We start from the raw sequence: 17,442 nt of genomic DNA on the forward strand, positions 1-17,442 counted from the left end.
TGGACGGCCGGGTGTGGATCCGTCCGCGGACCTGTGGGCAGGTCCGCGGACGGAGAAGGGGGTTCCGTTGGCACGGAAGGTGCGGCCTGTCAGGCTTTGGCAGCACCTGTCATGATGGCGACGGCGTCGGTCATGGTGTGGGATTGCGGGGTGATGGTGGCCGCGCATTTGCCCAGGCGCTGGATGTGGATCCGGTCGGCCACGTCAAACACGTGGGGCATGTTGTGGCTGATCAGGATGACAGGCAGGCCGCGGTCACGAAGGTCGCGGACCAACTGCAGTACCTGGTTGGATTCACGAACGCCCAGTGCCGCCGTCGGTTCGTCAAGAACAACCACCTTGGATCCGAATGCCGCCGCACGGGCGACGGCGACTGCCTGGCGCTGGCCACCCGAAAGGTTTTCCACCGGAACAGTGACGTCCTGCAGGGTGGAAATGCCCAACCGGGTCAGCTCTTCCTTGGCCTTTTTGCGCATGCCCTTGCTATCGAGCATCCGGAAGATGCTCCCCAGGGGCCCGGGAAGACGCTCTTCACGGCCGAGGAACAGGTTCGAAGCGACATCGAGGGCCGGCGAGACGGCCAGGTTTTGGTAGACCGTTTCGATGCCGTGGACGCGGGCGTCCTGTGGCCGCTTGAAGTGGACCTGCTGTCCGGACACGAAGATTTCTCCTGTGTCCGGAACTTCGGCGCCGGTGAGGCACTTGATGAGCGTGGACTTACCGGCACCGTTATCGCCGATGATGGCCAGGACTTCGCCGGGGTAGAGATCCAGGTTGACGCCGTCGAGGCCAACCACGCGGCCGAAGGTCTTCACGAGGTTCCTGGCTTTGAGGATGGGCTCGCGGGTTTCGGTGTGTGAGGCTGTAAATTCAGTCATGGTCATGACTTGACCTTTCGGATCCACTGATCGACGGATACGGCGATGATGATCAGGATGCCCACCGCGAGGGTCTGGTAGAGCACGTCCAGGCCAGCGAGGGAGAGGCCATTGCGGAAGACGCCAACGATCAGCGCTCCGAGCAACGAACCCCAGATGGAGCCGCGGCCACCGAACAGGCTGGTTCCGCCAATCACGACGGCGGTGATGGAGTCCAGGTTCAGATCGACGCCGGCGTTGGGGCTGGCGGCGTTGGTACGGCCAATCTGGATCCAGGCGCCGACGGCAAGGACGGCTCCTGCGGCCAGGTAGACGCTCATGAGGACGCGGTTGACGGGAATACCGGCCAGGCGGGCTGCTTCCTTGTCATCGCCCACGGCGTAGAGGTGCCGTCCCCAGGCGGTTTTGCCCAGGATGAATGCGACGACGATGTAGAGCAGGAGCATCATGACGACGCCCGTGGAGATCCGGACGGGCCCGATCGGGAAGGTGCTTCCCAGCCAGGTGAGCACGCCAGGCATGGCGGATCCGCGGACGGTGCTGCCACCGGAGTAGAGCAGGGTCAGGGCGACGAAGATGTTCAGGGTTCCGAGCGTGACGATGAACGGCGGGAGCCGGAAACGTGTCACGAGGAAACCGTTCAGTGCACCTGACGCAAGTCCGACGATCAAACCTGCGATGAGTGCCAGTGGACCTGGGACGCCACTGCCGACAGCCATCTGCGCGATCACCATCGAGGACAGGATCATGACTGCGCCGACGGAAAGGTCGATTCCGGCGGTCAGGATGATGAGCGTCTGAGCGATGGCCAGGGTTCCGACGACGGCGACCTGCTGGGTAATCAGGGAAAGGTTCTCTACCCGAAGGAAGCGGTCGTTGAGGAGTCCGAAGACCACCACGGCGATCAGCAGGACAATGGCCGGGCTGAGGGCGGGGTAGCGGTGGAGAATGTTGCGAATTCTGCTGAGGGGTGTTTGGCGGTCGAGGAATTCCTCGGCCAGGTCAGCGTGCCCCGCGCTCGGGGGGCCGGCGGTCTGTTGCTGGGTCACTTTAGGTTGCTCCTGAACTTACTTGCCCCAGCAGATCTGGGAAGCGTCGGTGGTGGTGATGCTCTTCACGCCGTCTACGGGCTTGTCCGTGACGAGCTCCACTCCGGTGTTGAAGAAGTCCAGGCCCTCGGAGTTGGCAGGCTTCTTGCCGGTCTTTGCGAGGTCAACAATGGCCTTGACACCAAGCTCGGCCATCTTGACCGGGTACTGCTGTGCCGTGGCACCGATCACACCGGACTTGACGTTGTTTACGCCTGAGCAGCCACCGTCAACGGAGACGATCAGGGCGTCTTTTTCCTTGCCCGCGGATTTCAGTGCTTCGAACGCGCCGGCAGCAGCAGGCTCGTTGATCGTGTAAACGACGTTGATGTTCGGGTTCTTGGCCAGCAGGGTCTCCATGGCGGTACGTCCGCCATCTTCAGCGCCCTGGGAAGCCTGGCTGCCGACGATTTCGTACTCGCCACCCTTGCCGCCGGTGTACTTGCCCGTCTTGGCTTCGTCGCCGTTCTTCTTCTTATCGGCGGTGTCGATGCCCAGGCCGGTCAGGAAGCCTTGGTCACGGTTATAGTCAACGGACACCACCTTGTCATCGAAGAGGTCCACAAGTGCGATCACAGCTTTCTTGCCCGCCAACTGCTGGGCAGTCCACTTGCCGATCAGCTCGCCGGCGGCAAAGTTGTCCGTGGCAAAGGTGATGTCAGCGGCATCGGCCGGGTCCGGCGGGGTGTCAAGGGCAATAACGAACAGGCCAGCGTCCTTGGCCTTCTTCAGGGCATCCACTACGGACGGGCCGTTGGGGGTGATGAGAATTCCCTTGTCGCCCTTGGAGATCGCGTTTTCAATGGCCTGGATCTGGGTGTCTTCGTCGCCGTCGGCCTTGCCTGCGGCAAGCTTGAGATCAACGCCGTCCGCCGCGGCAGCCTTCTTGGCGCCATCCTGCATCGACACAAAGAACGGATTGGACGTGGTCTTCACGATCAGCGAAACGCCGATCTTTTCGTCACTGCTCGCGCTGGACGACGGCGAGGATCCGCCGCCGCAGGCAGTCAGGCTTAGTGCGCCCAGTGTCAGGACTGCGCCGGCGGCAAGAAGACGGGTCTTTGCCGACCTCGAGGCTTTGGAACTCAACATTGAAACTCCTGTTTTTTGTGGCTGCTCATGGCGACTGATTCCCCCATGACAACGTTGTCAGGTAACATGTAACCAAGCTCACACAGTGCAGTCAAGTGTTAAATGAAGTTGAGGAGCATTTCGTTGACAACGATGTCTAATCGTTACCAAGCCGATCCTGCGCGCAAGCCCCCCACGATGAAAAACGTCGCTGATCTTGCCGGGGTTGGCATCAAGACGGTCTCAAGGGTGGTGAACGACGAACCAGGTGTTTCGGAGGAAACCCGTCAACGGGTCCTGCGGGCAACGGAGCAACTTCAGTACCACCTGGACATCACAGCCGGCAGTCTGAAGCGGTCCGGCCGCAAGACCCAATCCATCGGACTGTTGCTTCCGAGCGTGTCCAACCCCTTCAGCGGTGAGATTCACCGCGCGATGGAGGATGCCCTCGGTGAGCGGGGAATTGCTGTCTTCGCCTCGAGCCTGGATGACGACCCGGACCGGGAAAGGAAGTTGATTTCGGCTTTCCTGGGGCGTCGCGTGGATGGTCTTGTGCTGACAACGATCGCGAAGAGCCAGGCCTACATGATCCCCGAACACTCCCGTGATCTGCCGTTGGTGTTCATCGACCGCGAGCCTGTGGGTATTGAGGCAGATGCGGTGGTCACGGACAATGAGGTGGGTGCCGCGGTGGCAGCCGCGCATCTCATCAAGCATGGCCACACCAAATTGGCTTACCTCGGGGACCGGACCGATATCCAGACCGCCGTGAAACGCCGCGCAGGTTTCCTGGACGAGGTCGGCAGGTCCGGGATCGCGACCTCCACCGTTGCGGTCCGGGAGAATCTTCACGACGAGGAAACGGCCCTCAAGGCTGCGCACGAATTGCTCACATCAGAGAACCCGCCTACCGCGATATTCTCCAGTCAGAACCTGGTAACTTTCGGTGCCATGCGGGCGCTGAAATCCCTCGGTGAGCAGCACAAAGTTGCTTTGGTCGGATTTGACGACTTCACCCTGGCCGACATGATGGAGCCGGGAGTAACCGTGGTTGCCCAGCACCCTGAACGCATCGGAAAGCTCGCTGCAGAACGGATCCTTGCAAGGATCGACGGCGACAATCGCTCACCACAGACGTATATCGTCCCGACGGAACTCATCCCCAGGGGCTCCGGCGAGATACTGCCCCAGAACTAACCAGAAGCAATCCCGATTCAATCGATCAAAGGACCGGACATGACCAAAACTTTGTACGCAGAATTCACCGTCAAGAAAGGCAGCGAAACCCGGGTGGCTGAAATGATGACAGAACTCGCAGGGCACGTGCGCCAGGAACCAGGCAACGTCATGTTCCTGCCCTACACGCGGGAAACCAATCCGCGGGAATATTTCGTGTTCGAGGTCTACCGCGACGAGGAAGCCTTCCAGGAGCACATTGGCGCAGAATACGGCCGAAAGTTCAACGCGGAGTTGGCTGATCACATCGAAGGCGACGGGTCCGTTCTCACCTGGCTCACGCCCGTATCGTAGCCTTCCGCCCGGCCATGCCAGACTGGACGCATGTTTCCCCGTCCTGAGAAACCGCGCACTTTGTCCAAGAGCGACCATCTGGCTGTCAGGCTCGACGACGCGTGGCTGAGGTTCCAGACGCGCCTCGCCATCCGGAGGGGTCGCGTGGAAACGGTCATCCCGTACACCGGATACGGCACTACTTCCTGGGTCCGGGTGCTGGCCAGAGTTGTTCGCAGCGACCCCCGCGATGCCGCCGGCCATGCCAACCCCTTGCAGGAGAGCATGCGCGGCTGGCGGAACTTCATTAGTGCGCCCGTCGCTCATGCAGCCGTACGGGTGACCATTGCAGGCACCGTCCATGACGTCGAAGCCGACCGTGGGGGCGTCGTCGATGTCCGCATTGAGGCAGCCCTGGATCCCGGCTGGCACACGATCACCCTGCAATCCGGGAGTTCCAGAATCGTCGAGGCTCCCGTGGAAGTCATGGCGGACGACGCAGACTTCGGTGTGGTTTCCGATATTGACGACACTGTCATGGTGACAGCCCTTCCCCGACCGTTCCTGGCGGCCTGGAACACGTTCGTTCTCAATGAGCATGCGAGGACACCGACGCCGGGCATGGCAGTCCTCTACGAGAGGATCGCCAGGACGGCACCCACGGCGCCGGTGCTCTACCTGTCCACCGGGGCCTGGAATGTGGCGCCCACACTGTCACGGTTCCTGTCCCGCAATCTGTACCCCGCAGGGCCCAAGCTGTTGACCGACTGGGGACCGACGCCGGATCGATGGTTCCGCAGCGGCAGGGAGCACAAGCGCACTTCGCTGGAGCGCCTGGCAGAGGAGTTCCCCCGCATCAAGTGGCTGCTCGTAGGCGACGACGGACAGCACGACGAAGCCATCTATTCCGAATTCGCACATCGCCACCCGGAGAACGTCAGGGCGATCGCCATCCGGCAGCTCTCCGTCGGTGAAGCGGTGCTCGCCGGCGGTAGGTCAAAGTCCGGGGGACAACCGACGCCGGGAATCCCCTGGATCTATGCTCCGGACGGTGCCGGGATGTCAGCGCAGCTCGAGGAACTCGGCATCATCCAGAGCAGTGTGCGCTCAGCGGACGAGCCGGAGCAGGGGGACTGAGGCAGCTGTGAAAACACATCGCTGAGGACCGCCACATGGCGGTCCTCGCCGTTCCTTTTGAGGGCTTTTGGCGGTTAGCTTCGTGGTCGGGCGCACCTAGGCTTGCTTCAGGTCACGACGAGGTGGCCGAATTAATGGAGGTCAAGATGAAATCGGTACATAAAGCGCCACCTTTTGATCCGGAGCTTGGGGCGACACTTGTGGCATTGGGTGATCTGATCACTCCCACGCTGACGGCTGACATGATCGAAGGCATGCGGCAGTCCTTCGTGGCGACTCCTATCGAGGATCTCTTGGCCGGTCGCCCAGTAGAACACTTTGAACGGACCATTCCAGGCCCCGTAGGGGCTCCAGATCTCATCGTGTCCATTTTTCGGCGGATAGACCACGAGCCTGGCGGACCCGGAATCTTCCACATTCACGGCGGCGGAATGGTCATGGGCGATCGGTTTCTTGGCGCGGATTGGCTCATTGAGTGGGTAGAGCTTTTGGATGCCGTGGCTGTCTCTGTCGAATATCGTCTTGCCCCTGAAAACCCGGACCCGGCGCCCGTGGAAGACTGCTACGCGGGCCTGGAATGGGTGGTCGCGAATGCTGCAGAGCTGGGCATTGATCCTGGTCGCCTCATTGTTGCCGGTGCGAGCGCAGGTGGAGGGCTTGCTGCCGGTGTTGCCCTGCTGTCACGCGATAGGGGTGGCCCTGAACTGGCCGGTCAGCTCCTGATCTATCCAATGCTCGATGACCGCAATGACACGATCTCCAGTCGCCAAATTGATGGCATCGGCGTGTGGGACAGGACGAGCAACGATACCGGCTGGGACGCGCTCCTCGGCGGCCGTCGGAAGACAGAGGACGTTTCCATCTACGCGGCGCCGGCCCGGGCTGAGGATCTTTCAAACCTTCCTCCCACTTTCATCGATGTGGCCTCCGCAGAGGTTTTCCGCGACGAAGACATTGCCTACGCTTCCACCATTTGGGCCTGCGGGGGTGACGCGGAGCTTCACGTGTGGCCCGGCGGTTTCCATGGGTTTGATATTTTCTTTCCCCAAGCAGCGCTCTCCGTCATGGCACGGGAGGCCCGCACCCAGTGGCTTCGACGCATTCTGGATGCCTGAACCCACGTCCGGCTGCCCGTCATGCATTGCCGCAGCAGCCGGACTGGGCCACCATTAACTTCTCGAAGACCAAAGGTGGCGCGCGTTAGTTATGCAAGGACTCGTGTGGCGCCTCAAAGCGCTCGATCCCCAGGCCTCGGAAAGCCTCAAGGTCATCACCTATTTCGACGCGCTGGTCAACAGCCGGGCGAATGCAGAAATGCTCATCCGCGGGGCGGCGGTACTGTGTGACTGTTCAGTTGGCTTTGCCATGGATGGCCGTTCCATGTGCGTTGATGCATCTGGACGGACGATGCCGGAACAACAAGGTGAGTGGCCTTCCAAGGAGTTTGGTGCCGACGGACGGGTATGGATTGAGCGCGCCAGCCCCGGGTTCGTCAATGATGAATTGATCCTGGAACGGCTCGCGATTGCACTGGGCATCTTTTGGGATCGAACGAGTCCCGTAGCAGCCACGCGACGCGCAATTGAGACGATGATCAGCAGCGAGTCCTCATTGGAAAGACGCATGGAGGCGGCAGCCCTTCTGCACTTGGAGCGCACTGGCTCATACAGGGTTCATACAGTCCCTGCGGTGATGCCAATGCCGGGATCGTCAGCGGTAGTTCACACGGAATTCGGTGCAATCCGGGCATTCATTCGCCCGTCCATGGCGACTGCGCCACAGGATACGAGGGCAGGAATCGGCTTGGCCACCGTCCCCCAGGAGCTGGACAGATCTTGGCAGACAGCACTCCTGGCCCTCAGACTCACTAGCCCACACCGCCCGATTCACAATGCCGACGATCTTGGGAGCCTCATTGTCCTTGCTGAAAGGGCAAGCGAGGCCACTCACGAACCGGCTGACGTTACGGCCTTGAAGCGGCTGATCGCAGAACAGCCCAAGGCATGGCGAATGCTCGAAGCCATTGCTGAATCGGGCAGCCTGCGCGCCGTGGCCGGTCAACTCAATCTGCATCACTCGAGCGTCCAGAATCGCGCAAGCGAGTTCACGTCGGCTCTGGGCTTCGACATCCGAACGCCCTCCGGCCGCGTGCGCCTTACGCTGGCGCTTACTCTGTTCCTGCTTGCCACCAACAGATTCGACTAAGGAAGTAAACCTCGACGGCGGTTGGCCGCCCCGGGTGGGTGACTAGCCGACGTCGTGGTTTTACGAAGCGGACCGCGAAAGCAGCCGTCAGGATTCCAGCACGCGCTTCAGGTTCTGGACAAAGACCTTGTTTCGCCGGGGAACCATGTACGCCATCATCGGGGTCATGAGAACCTTGAGTCCGCTTGGTTGCATCTCCACGCCTCGAGTGAAGCGGGCGCCTTCCCCGGCTGGCTCCACCGTGTAAGTGATGCGTGGCTGCAGTCCTGCGAAGTCGGCTCGATATTGCAAGCGCGAGCCGGGCCTGACATCCACGGCTGTGAATGTGCCGTCGGTCTTGCCCATGAAGGGTTTGAAGTTCAGCGGGTAGGTCTTGCCGACGATTGGGACAGGGTCGGTTTGGTCAGGCACGCTGGCAATGTCAACGTGCCAGTTCGGTTCGTTGCGAAGGTCCGCCACGTACTGGAAGACTTCTTCCGGTGTCCGGGCGATGACAACGCTCTCTGCAGATTTGATCATGGCTCCGTGGCGCCTTTCGCTTCCAACTTTTTCAGGCCCATTCGCAGGGAGCTTGCCACCGGCGCGCCCCGGGTCACGACGATCATGAACGCGGCCAGGCGACCCATGAAACTTGTGGGCTTACGGTTCCAGGTAACGTGAATGCGTGAACCGCCGGATTCGTTGGGTGTGATCCGCGCGCTCACGTAGCTTCCCGGGGCGCAGAAATTGCTCTCCTGGACAGTCCACTTCACTTCGTCGGGGTCTGCCCAGTTGTAGTGTTCCTTTGCCCAAATCACTCCTCGCGGAGCTTTGCTTCCTTCCCTGATCTCCGCGAAGGTATCGCCCACCTGGTAAACCTCGTACATGGGTGGGTAGATGCCTGGCCAGATCTCCGGCCGACGTGGGCTGAAGTCCAGCAAGGCCTCCCGTACCTTCGCCGGTGGGACGACGGAATCCAGATCCATTTCCACTTTTGGCATGTCAGCTTCCTCACCTGATGCTTCCAGTGTGGCCGTTTCTGTTGGGCGTGCAAGGGGTTTGGCAGGGGTTAACCGCCCGCCTGACTTAGGACGCCGACGTCCTTCGGCGATCCGATTGAGCCGCGGAGCACGAGTCGCGCCTTCAACGGCGGGCCAGCTGGTGAGGAAGGTTTCCTGCCCTCAATTTGCCGGATCAGCGCGGTGGCGGCAGCCATTCCCATGTCGTAGACGGGCTGCGCGATGACGGTGAGCGGGGGAGTGGTGAGACGGGTCCAGGCAAAATCGTCGTACATGAGGAGGGATACATCCGAGGGGACGGAGAGCCCCGATTCCTGGATGGCTTCCACAACGCTCAAGGCGATGAGGCCGTCAGAGGCAATGATGGCCGTGGCAGCATCCGGCCCCTTCAGCAGGTCACGGGTGATTCGCATAATGGAATCGGCGTCACCGGCATTGAGACGCACCAGGTCGATCGGCTGGCTGAGACCTTCCTCTTCGAAGGCGCGGCGGATTCCCTCCAAGCGGTCCGAGATTTGCGAGGAATCCAGCGTCATCCCCGCAACGTAGGGCCCGTCTGTCCGCACGGTGGAGACGAACGCGATGCGTCGATGGCCTGCTTCGATGAGGTACTTGGTGGACTCGTAGGAGATGGCGCCCATGTCCACGGCGAACGTCTCGACGTCGACTCCTTCGGCGGCGCGGTCCAGCAGGACCAGCGGCCGGCCGGAGTCGCGGACCTCCTTCAAGTGTGAGGTTTCCACGGATGAGGCGGGAGCTACGATCAGCCCGTCAACGCGCTTGTCCAAGAGCACCTGCACGGCGTCCACCTCCGCGGCCCGTTCTTCATCGGTGTTGATCAGGATGACGTTGTAGCCGCTCCTCTTCGCGGTGTCGGTAATGCCCCTGGTTGCCAAGCCGAAGTGCGGGTTTTCGATATCGCCCACCACTACGCCAATGGTGTTCGATTTGCCCGTGTTCATGCTGCGGGCAAGCTCGTTGGGGCGGTAGCCAAGCCCTTCGGCAGCGGCGAGGACCCGCTCCCGAACGTCCTCGCTGACGGCGCCATAGTTGCCCAGTGCGCGCGCGGCTTGGGCTTTGGAGACTTGCGCGGCTTTGGCGACGTCGGCAACCGTTACGTCCCGCCGTCGGGATCCATCAGTGCTCATGTTCACCTTTCAGGAGTGGTGTTGACGCGGCTTGTGACTTCCGCTACATTTTCAATCAATCGATGTGAGTCCGGTCTCAATCCTAGGGGCTGAGACCGGACTCAACAAGACCCAACATCGAGTAAGACCCAAAAGCGGCCCAGACAGCACCGCTGGCCCTCCCCACGATTGGACAACGCTGTGATCAAACTGAACTTCCGCCCGGCAGCGCTCGCAGCAGCAGCCTTGGCGGCCCTCCTCGCCCTCTCCGGCTGTGGTGGATCCTCTGCCGGGACCTCGAGCTCGGCCCAGAACCCCTACGGCCTGATAGAACCGGGCACTATCCGAGTCGCCAGCCTTGGCGACTCGAAGCCCTACACCTTCACGGACGGCTCGGGTAACTTCACCGGCTTCGATGTGGAGCTCTTCAAGGACGTGGCCCACCGCGCCGGCGTGGACAAGGTTGTCTTCACCGGACAGGACTTCTCCGGCCTGCTCGCGGCCGTGGCCAATGGCCAGTTCGACGTCGGCGTCGCGGCCATTGGCATCACGGACAAGCGCAAGGAAACCGTTGACTTCTCCGACGGCTACCTGGCCGGCTACCTGACGGTCATCACCACCAAGACCTCAGGCATCAAGGACGTCAACGGCCTCTCTGGTAAGCGCCTGGGCGTTGTCCAGGGCACGCTCCAGGAAGCCTACGCGGTCAAGAACTTCACCTCCGCCCAACTGGTCCGCTTCCCGGACAACAACACCGCAATCTCCGCCGTCAACAGCGGCGCAGTGGACGCCCACTTCCTGGACTACGAGGCAGCCAAGGCGTACCAGGAGCAGTTCGGACTGGTCAGTGCAGCTGACATCCCGTCCTTCGACGCCCCGGCAGGGTTCGCCATTGCCAAGAACAAGCCTGCCTTCAAGGAAGCCTTGAACAAGGGCCTTGCCGCGGCCATGGAAGACGGCACCTGGAAGAAGCTCTACCAGAAGTGGTTCCCGGGCTCGCCGATGCCTGAGCAGTACCTGCCCAAGGCGGAGCAGACCTCCAGCCCGTCGCCAACGGCTGCCAAGTAGGGCAACCGCCTAATCAACAACACCGCCTAATCAACAACACCGCCGGGCGGGCCACATCCCGTAGCCCGCCCGGCCATCCCGAAAAACCAACAAACGTCTGAGAGCACCAAATGGATTGGCTCAATACCATCAGCCGCACGTTCTTCGATGTCGATTCGATGATCGAAGTACTGCCCCAACTCCTGGGAGTTGGACTCCTCAACACCCTGATCATCTCCATCGCAGCAACCATCCTCGGCGTAGTGATGGGCATGGTGGTGGCAGTCATGGGGATCTCGCGGTCCAAGTGGCTGCGAATCCCGGCGCGGATCTACACGGACCTTTTCCGTGGCCTGCCCGCAATCCTCACCATCCTCCTGATCGGCCAGGGCTTTGCCCGGTTCAGCCAGTCAGTGTTTGGACCCTCGCCTTACCCGCTGGGAATCATCGCGTTGAGCCTGATCGCTAGCGCCTACATCGGAGAAATCTTCCGTGCCGGCATTCAGAGCGTGGACAAAGGCCAGGGCGAGGCGTGCCGTGCCCTCGGCATGAGCTACTCAAAGTCCATGGCCCTGGTAGTGGTACCGCAAGGCGTACGCCGTGTGCTGCCAGCCCTGGTGAACCAGTTCATTGCAATCGTCAAAGACTCTTCATTGGTCTACTTCCTGGGCCTGCTGGTCAGCGAGCGTGAACTGTTCCGTGTGGGCCAGGACGCCGCAGTGCTCTCAGGCAACCTCTCACCGCTGGTCATGGCAGGAATCTTCTACCTGGTGATCACCGTGCCACTGACCCACCTGGTCAACTACTTCGACAACAAGTTCCGCACCGGTCGCCGCCGTCCCACTGCCCCAACCAGTGGGCTGAAGGAAGTCAAGGAACTCGACGCGGCATCGCCGCTCATCACCGGGAGCAACACGTGAACCTCACAAGCAGCAGCAACACTGCCAGCAGCACCGGCACCAACATGTCAACGGCCAAGTCAACCGCCAAGGACAAGCCAGCCGCAGCCGACGTCCAGACGTTCCACGGCTCCAGCCTGGAACTGCGGGACCTGACCATGGCCTATGGCGACGTAGAGGTACTCCGCAACGTCAGCCTGAACGTGGCTCCGGGCACAACCACGTGCATCATCGGCCCGTCCGGTTCCGGCAAGTCCACCCTCCTACGCGGCGTCAACCGCCTGCACGAACCCAAGAGCGGCGACGTGCTTCTGGCCGGCGAAAGCGCCCTCAAGGTCAAGCCGGACATCCTCCGCGCCCGCATCGGCATGGTGTTCCAGCACTTCAACCTCTTCCCGGACCACACAGCCTTGGAGAACGTGGCCCTCGCTCTGTGGAGCGTCAAGGGAATGTCCAAGAAGGAGGCACGGGAACGCGCTCAGCGTCGGCTCGCCGAAGTGGGCCTCGCCGAACGCGCCGACCACCGGCCGCGCGACCTCTCCGGCGGTCAGCAGCAGCGTGTCGCTATCGCCCGGGCGCTCGCCATGGAACCGGAAGTCATGCTCTTCGACGAAGCCACCAGCGCGCTGGACCCGGAACTCGTCAAGGGTGTCCTGAACCTCATGGCAGGCCTCGGCCGCCGCGGCATGACCATGCTGGTGGTCACGCACGAGATGGGCTTTGCCCGCAAAGTTGCTGATCAAGTGGTCTTCATGGACGAAGGCGAAGTGGTGGAGGTCGGCACCCCTGCCGAGCTCTTCGACAACCCGCGCAGCGAACGCCTGCAGCGCTTCCTTTCGGAGGTCCTGTGATGCGTCAGGTAACAGCGGCACCCATCCGGACTGCCGTCGTCGGGTTTGGCGTCTCAGGCAAGGTCTTCCATGCCCCGCTGATCGCAGCAGATCCGAACTATTCGCTGGACGTCATCGTGACGGCGGACCCGGAGCGCGCCCGCGAGGCCGCGCGGCTCTATCCACAAGCGCGGATAGTGCCCACTCCGGAACACATGTTCGCCCTTGCCAGCGACCTCGATCTGGTGGTGCTGGGAACGCCGCCGCTCACGCACCTCGAGCTCGGTGCCACGGCAATCGCCTGCGGCTTGAACGTTGTGGTGGACAAACCTTTCGTCACCAGCGTGGCCCACGGTGAGGAGCTGGCCGCACGCGCGTCCGACGCCGGTGTGCAGCTCACGGTCTTCCAGAACCGCCGGTGGGACGCCGACTTCCTGACGCTGCGCAAACTGCTGCAGGAAGGGGCACTGGGCGAAGTACGGACTTTTGAGTCACGTTTTGAATGGTGGCGGCCCGAAGGCTTCGGGAACTGGCGCGATACATCCACGCTGGCCGAGGGCGGCGGAATCCTTCACGACCTGGGCGCCCACCTGATCGACCAAGCCATCCAGCTGTTCGGACCTGTGGAGGAGAGCTACGGCGAAACCGCAAATCATGGCCCGCATCCCGACGCGGCAGACACGGAGGCCTTCGTGTCCCTGCTCCACGAGTCAGGCGTACGGTCCCGGCTGTGGATGAACGGCATGGCGGCGCAGGTTGGCCCGCGGTTCCACGTCCTCGGATCAAAAGCCGGGTACACCAAGTGGGGACTCGACGGTCAGGAACCTGCGCTCGCAGCCGGTGTCACGCCGTCGGACGCTTCTTATGGAATCGAACCCCAGGAGTCTTGGGGGCTTCTGGGAGTTGACGGTTCAGCCACACCGGTACCTGCAGAAAAGGGCGCCTATCCGCAGTTCTACGCAGAACTGGCAGCCTGCCTCCGTGGCCAAGGGCGCCTTCCGGTAGCTCCGGCCGAGGCGCTTGAAACCCTCAAAATCATCGAAAGTATCCACGCCTTCGCGTAAGCGCAAGGGCGTCCCAGGCATCACAAACACGAAAGAAAGGGAGAGCTATGTCCTCCACCAAGCACGTCGCCGTCATCGGGGGCGGCATCCTGGGCGTTTCCACCGCCGTTCACCTGCTCCGCGGGGGAGCTTCCGTGACGCTCCTGACCGAGCAGGGCCTGGCCAGCGAGGCCACGGGCCGTTCACTGTCCTGGCTCAACTCAGCCGGCGAACGGTCCACCCCTTACCACCAGCTGCGGCTGGCCGGCGTCGATCGGTATCGCACACTGTTCGCGGCGGATCCCACCCGCGAATGGCTGCAGTTCGGCGGAGGCCTCATGTGGAACGCTGCAGGCCAGCGCGAGGTGACCGAAGCCCGCCACACGTACGAGCAGTCGATTGGCTACGACTCCAAGCTTCTCGCCCCTGAGGAGATCGCATCGGTGACGCCCGGCATCGACGCCAGCGCTGTTCCCGAGAACGCCATCTTCAACCCCGGCGAGGGCTGGGTCAGCCTGCCGGACCTGGTCAACTTCCTCATGGAGGAGTTCCACGCCCTCGGTGGTCAGCTCGTCCTTAACGCGGGCAAAGTCCAAGTGACGCTCGACGGCGGCCGGGCCAACGGCGTCGAGACTGCCTCCGGCGAGACCTATTCAGCCGACGCCGTCCTCGTCGCTTGCGGCGCGGCGACGCCCGCCGTCGTGAAGCCGCTCGGGGTGGAAATCCCCAATGGTTCCCCGGTCTCCATGCTGGTGGTCACCAAGCCTGTGGAGCACCAGGTGAAGGCAGTGATGAACACGCCGCGTGCCGCCGTTCGTCCCAACCCGGGTAACACTTTCGCGCTGGACCACGACTGGTATGAGGACCGGATCACCGAACACGCCGACGGCTCCTTCAGCATTCCTGATGACGTTGTCCAGGAACTGGCCGACGAATCCTCCAAGCTGATTGCAGGCAACCCGGAACTCAAGCCCGCCTCCTGGAAGATCGGCTACAAGCCCATCCCCGGCGATGGTGAGCCCGTCTTCGGTGAACTTGGCCAAGTGCCCGGCTGCTTTGTCGCATTTACGCACTCGGGTGCCACGCTCGGACTCATCGCAGGTGAACTGCTGTCCGGAGAGATCCTGACAGGCAAGAAGCACCCGATGCTGGCAACTTTCCGGCCCGGACGTTTCTCCTAGCTGCTGATTGAGCAGTATTGAAGAAGCCCGGCGATCGGCCCGGATCTATCGTTGAAATATCCGAAAGATTTTCAGCAGCGAGAGGGGCCTGCCATGACTGAGACCGGAACTACCAAGTCCTACGACGGATTCACGGAGGATGAGCGCGCCGCCATGAAGGAGCGTGCGCAGGAGCTCAAAAAGACGAAGAAGGCTTCCAAGCCCGACGGCGAGAGCGACGTCCTGGAGAAGATCGCCGAGATGCCGCCGGCAGATAAGGCCATTGCGCAGTGACTCCATGCGCTGATCAGGGAGCACGCGCCGGAGCTTTCCCCGAAGACCTGGTACGGAATGCCGGCGTATGCCAAAGACGGGAAGAACATCGTCTTCTTCAAGAGTGCCGACAAGTTCAAGAGCAGGTATGCCACCCTCGGCTTCGAAGAGAATGCCATGCTCGACGACGGCAGCATGTGGCCAACATCGTATGCCCTGACTGAGCTCACCCCGGAGCTTGAAGACAGGATCGTCGAGCTCATCAAGAGGGCGGTCGGTTAGCGGATCGGAACCGGCAACGACGGCGGCGCTCACCTTGTTAGGTGAGCGCCGCCGTCGTACTCGTTTGATCCAGAACCAGCCTAGCTTGGCGGCTGATCCGGCTGATGTGTTGGGTCAGGATGCGGTGGAACGGGACCAGGATCCGGAACCGGAAGCGGGCCGGGCGTCGGATTTGGAGATGGAATAGGGCTGGGCGGGAACGGGGTAGTGGGATCCGGCGGTGGCTGGACCGGTCCCGGTTCCGGCGGGAACGGCTCAGGTTCATGAGTTGGAGGAAGCGTCATCATCTCTCCTTTGGAACTCGGTGTTGGTCTTTTTCAGCCTAGTGATTATGTGGGCAGAGTCCAGAGCTCACTGGTCGCGCTGATGTGCCACTACCCTGATGGTTTTCATTGAAGGGTCCGCCGGATCCGGCAAAACCATTCCGGCGGCTACTCCGGTGCGGAGATAATCGACGACGGCCTGGTTGATCCGTTCGCCTGGAAGGATTGCCGGGATCCCAGGCGGATACGGCGTGATCTGCTCGGCAGCGATGCGGCCTGCAGCTTCTTCTGCCGGGACGTTTTCCAAGGGTCCGAAGAAGGCATCCCGCGGTAGCATCACCGTTGGCGTCTCCAGGTCCTCGGGATCCGGGAGCTGAACGGGCGTCGGTTCCGGCATCTCGGGTGCGGCCTCGACCAGCTGCTGCAGGCTTGTCCGCAAGCGGCCGGTTGTTTCCTCATCATCGGATTGAGACAACGTTGCCTCGATTCTCCGGTGATCATTGAGCCCAACGTCAAGGTGACAGTTGGCCCGCAACCAGTCCGCCGCCTGGTAGCCGCTGATGCCCAAACCCGCGACGTCGATCAGCACATGGAGGGGATCCAAATCATGGGAGGCCTCGGCATGGACCAGCTCCGGCCCCAGGACGTGGAGCCCAGTCATGGAATCGATATCGCTGCGGACGCTCTCGGCCAGGTTCAAGGTCTTTTCCAGCAGCACCTCGCCATCCTGGACCATGTGCCGCCGCCAACCATCGATCGCCGCATAGATCATGACGTTGGCGCTGGTGGTGGAGAGCAGATCGGCGCACTGGCTTAGCCGCACCGGATCCACCAGGCTGCCCTGGAGATGGTAGATGGATCCTTGCTCGAATCCCATTCCCATTTTGTGGACGCTGACGACGCAAATGTCTGCACCCGCATCCATGGCCCACGTAGGCAACCGCTTATTGAACGGCAGATGCGCGCCCCATGCTTCGTCGATGATCAGCGGCTTGCCCCTGGAGTGGCAGATCTCGGCGATTTTCTCGATATCTGCACACGTGCCATAGGGCGTTGGGCTGGTGATCAGGGCTGCGGCGGCATCAGGGTACCTTTGCCACATCTTCTCCACTTCTTCAGGGCTCGGCGGGTGGGCAATGTGCAGGTCCCGATCCCACTGCGGACTGATCCACCGGGGCTGGAGTCCGGACAGGATGACGCCGGCCACCACGGATTTGTGTGCATCCCGGCCAATCAGCAAATCGCCACTTCCGCGGGTGACGGCAAGGATGGAGGCCTTGACGGAGAGGGAACTGCCGCATGTCGAGAAGAAGGCTTTGTCGGCTCCAACGGCTTCGGCCATGAGCTCCTCGGCCTTGCTCAGGAAGCCGCCGGAGGACTTTCTGTCATCGAGTCCTGCCGTGGAAAGCACATCGGAGCGAAACGTGTCCGCCCCCAGCACCTCAAGGGTTCGCGGATCGGCACCCCTGCCTTGGCGATGGCCGGGAGGCGTGTACCCGTAGCGGTTCAGTCGGTGGTACTCGGCCAACGCATCGAGCAACGGTGCTTCATTTTGATCCACGAGGCTCTCCTTGATGGGTAAGTAAACTTACAATTCCTTACATCGATCCCGTCTTCCATGTACCCGTCAAG

The 17,442-nt window shown here is 61.8% G+C and carries 17 protein-coding genes and 1 pseudogene; 11 read left to right on the forward strand and 7 right to left on the reverse strand.

The window, feature by feature from the left end; all coding sequences use genetic code 11:
* Window positions 1-89: 89 nt before the first annotated feature.
* Genes VUN82_02865 through VUN82_02875 form a run of 3 tightly spaced genes read right to left on the reverse strand, consistent with a single transcriptional unit; the run spans window position 90 to window position 3,058 of the window.
* Window positions 90-884 carry an ATP-binding cassette domain-containing protein gene (locus VUN82_02865; protein XAS72820.1) on the reverse strand — a complete coding sequence of 265 codons (795 nt, stop codon included), beginning with the start codon at window positions 882-884 and terminating at the stop codon, window positions 90-92.
* Window positions 881-1,927, reverse strand: a complete 1,047-nt coding sequence (locus tag VUN82_02870) for an ABC transporter permease (GenBank protein XAS72821.1) — start codon at window positions 1,925-1,927, stop codon at window positions 881-883. Before VUN82_02870 ends, VUN82_02865 begins: the two co-directional genes overlap by 4 nt.
* Window positions 1,928-1,945: 18 nt before the next feature.
* A complete protein-coding gene (locus tag VUN82_02875) occupies window positions 1,946-3,058 on the reverse strand; it encodes a substrate-binding domain-containing protein (GenBank protein XAS72822.1) in 1,113 nt (370 codons plus the stop codon).
* Between the two features lie 177 nt (window positions 3,059-3,235).
* Between VUN82_02875 and VUN82_02880 the strand changes: the two genes are divergently transcribed.
* From VUN82_02880 to VUN82_02900, 5 genes are all read left to right on the forward strand, one after another.
* A complete protein-coding gene (locus VUN82_02880) occupies window positions 3,236-4,234 on the forward strand; it encodes a LacI family DNA-binding transcriptional regulator (protein ID XAS72823.1) in 999 nt (332 codons plus the stop codon).
* A gap of 39 nt (window positions 4,235-4,273) precedes the next feature.
* A complete protein-coding gene (locus tag VUN82_02885; protein ID XAS72824.1) occupies window positions 4,274-4,567 on the forward strand; it encodes a putative quinol monooxygenase in 294 nt (97 codons plus the stop codon).
* 30 nt (window positions 4,568-4,597) lie between these two features.
* The gene (locus VUN82_02890) at window positions 4,598-5,683 is read left to right on the forward strand and encodes a phosphatase domain-containing protein (GenBank protein XAS72825.1); all 1,086 of its coding nucleotides are present in this window, start codon (window positions 4,598-4,600) and stop codon (window positions 5,681-5,683) included.
* A gap of 146 nt (window positions 5,684-5,829) precedes the next feature.
* Window positions 5,830-6,798: an alpha/beta hydrolase gene (locus tag VUN82_02895; GenBank protein ID XAS72826.1), complete on the forward strand. Its 969-nt coding sequence runs from the start codon at window positions 5,830-5,832 to the stop codon at window positions 6,796-6,798.
* A gap of 91 nt (window positions 6,799-6,889) precedes the next feature.
* The gene (locus tag VUN82_02900) at window positions 6,890-7,888 is read left to right on the forward strand and encodes a helix-turn-helix domain-containing protein (protein ID XAS72827.1); all 999 of its coding nucleotides are present in this window, start codon (window positions 6,890-6,892) and stop codon (window positions 7,886-7,888) included.
* Window positions 7,889-7,975: 87 nt separating this feature from the next.
* Here the strand turns inward: VUN82_02900 and VUN82_02905 are convergent, their stop codons facing one another.
* The 3 genes from VUN82_02905 to VUN82_02915 form a co-directional block, all read right to left on the reverse strand.
* Window positions 7,976-8,407: an SRPBCC family protein gene (locus VUN82_02905; protein XAS72828.1), complete on the reverse strand. Its 432-nt coding sequence runs from the start codon at window positions 8,405-8,407 to the stop codon at window positions 7,976-7,978.
* Window positions 8,404-8,868: a hypothetical protein gene (locus tag VUN82_02910; GenBank protein ID XAS72829.1), complete on the reverse strand. Its 465-nt coding sequence runs from the start codon at window positions 8,866-8,868 to the stop codon at window positions 8,404-8,406. The genes VUN82_02905 and VUN82_02910 overlap by 4 nt, the downstream gene beginning before the upstream one ends.
* Window positions 8,869-8,936: 68 nt before the next feature.
* Window positions 8,937-10,034, reverse strand: a complete 1,098-nt coding sequence (locus VUN82_02915; protein ID XAS72830.1) for a LacI family DNA-binding transcriptional regulator — start codon at window positions 10,032-10,034, stop codon at window positions 8,937-8,939.
* 180 nt (window positions 10,035-10,214) lie between these two features.
* Here VUN82_02915 and VUN82_02920 point away from each other — a divergent pair, with 180 nt between their 5' ends.
* The 6 genes and pseudogenes from VUN82_02920 (at window position 10,215) to VUN82_02945 (ending at window position 15,547) form a co-directional block, all read left to right on the forward strand.
* Window positions 10,215-11,081, forward strand: coding sequence for an ABC transporter substrate-binding protein (locus tag VUN82_02920; GenBank protein XAS72831.1), 867 nt, complete (start codon window positions 10,215-10,217; stop codon window positions 11,079-11,081).
* 110 nt (window positions 11,082-11,191) lie between these two features.
* Window positions 11,192-11,980 (forward strand): amino acid ABC transporter permease, encoded by a 789-nt coding sequence (locus VUN82_02925; GenBank protein XAS72832.1) that lies wholly within the window; start codon window positions 11,192-11,194, stop codon window positions 11,978-11,980.
* 44 nt (window positions 11,981-12,024) lie between these two features.
* Complete coding sequence (locus VUN82_02930; protein ID XAS74588.1) at window positions 12,025-12,810, forward strand: amino acid ABC transporter ATP-binding protein; 786 nt, start codon at window positions 12,025-12,027, stop codon at window positions 12,808-12,810.
* Window positions 12,810-13,853: a Gfo/Idh/MocA family oxidoreductase gene (locus VUN82_02935; protein XAS72833.1), complete on the forward strand. Its 1,044-nt coding sequence runs from the start codon at window positions 12,810-12,812 to the stop codon at window positions 13,851-13,853. The genes VUN82_02930 and VUN82_02935 overlap by 1 nt, the downstream gene beginning before the upstream one ends.
* Window positions 13,854-13,900: 47 nt before the next feature.
* Window positions 13,901-15,013 (forward strand): FAD-binding oxidoreductase, encoded by a 1,113-nt coding sequence (locus tag VUN82_02940; GenBank protein ID XAS72834.1) that lies wholly within the window; start codon window positions 13,901-13,903, stop codon window positions 15,011-15,013.
* Between the two features lie 93 nt (window positions 15,014-15,106).
* Window positions 15,107-15,547: pseudogene (locus VUN82_02945) on the forward strand (DUF1801 domain-containing protein).
* Window positions 15,548-15,898: 351 nt separating this feature from the next.
* On the opposite strand, the gene VUN82_02950 reads toward VUN82_02945, so the two are convergent.
* Complete coding sequence (locus tag VUN82_02950) at window positions 15,899-17,371, reverse strand: ornithine decarboxylase (GenBank protein XAS72835.1); 1,473 nt, start codon at window positions 17,369-17,371, stop codon at window positions 15,899-15,901.
* Window positions 17,372-17,442 lie beyond the last annotated feature (71 nt).

It is taken from the genome of Micrococcaceae bacterium Sec5.1, assembly GCA_039636795.1.
Classification (GTDB): Bacteria; Actinomycetota; Actinomycetes; order Actinomycetales; family Micrococcaceae; genus Arthrobacter.

Coding starts and splice junctions, on each gene's coding strand:
- VUN82_02865 (XAS72820.1), bottom strand. CDS start 884: ATGACCATGACTGAATTTACAGCCTCACACACCGAAACCCGCGAGCCC.
- VUN82_02875 (XAS72822.1), bottom strand. CDS start 3,058: ATGTTGAGTTCCAAAGCCTCGAGGTCGGCAAAGACCCGTCTTCTTGCC.
- VUN82_02880 (XAS72823.1), top strand. CDS start 3,236: ATGAAAAACGTCGCTGATCTTGCCGGGGTTGGCATCAAGACGGTCTCA.
- VUN82_02885 (XAS72824.1), top strand. CDS start 4,274: ATGACCAAAACTTTGTACGCAGAATTCACCGTCAAGAAAGGCAGCGAA.
- VUN82_02890 (XAS72825.1), top strand. CDS start 4,598: ATGTTTCCCCGTCCTGAGAAACCGCGCACTTTGTCCAAGAGCGACCAT.
- VUN82_02895 (XAS72826.1), top strand. CDS start 5,830: ATGAAATCGGTACATAAAGCGCCACCTTTTGATCCGGAGCTTGGGGCG.
- VUN82_02900 (XAS72827.1), top strand. CDS start 6,890: ATGCAAGGACTCGTGTGGCGCCTCAAAGCGCTCGATCCCCAGGCCTCG.
- VUN82_02905 (XAS72828.1), bottom strand. CDS start 8,407: ATGATCAAATCTGCAGAGAGCGTTGTCATCGCCCGGACACCGGAAGAA.
- VUN82_02910 (XAS72829.1), bottom strand. CDS start 8,868: ATGCCAAAAGTGGAAATGGATCTGGATTCCGTCGTCCCACCGGCGAAG.
- VUN82_02915 (XAS72830.1), bottom strand. CDS start 10,034: ATGAGCACTGATGGATCCCGACGGCGGGACGTAACGGTTGCCGACGTC.
- VUN82_02925 (XAS72832.1), top strand. CDS start 11,192: ATGGATTGGCTCAATACCATCAGCCGCACGTTCTTCGATGTCGATTCG.
- VUN82_02930 (XAS74588.1), top strand. CDS start 12,025: ATGTCAACGGCCAAGTCAACCGCCAAGGACAAGCCAGCCGCAGCCGAC.
- VUN82_02935 (XAS72833.1), top strand. CDS start 12,810: ATGCGTCAGGTAACAGCGGCACCCATCCGGACTGCCGTCGTCGGGTTT.
- VUN82_02940 (XAS72834.1), top strand. CDS start 13,901: ATGTCCTCCACCAAGCACGTCGCCGTCATCGGGGGCGGCATCCTGGGC.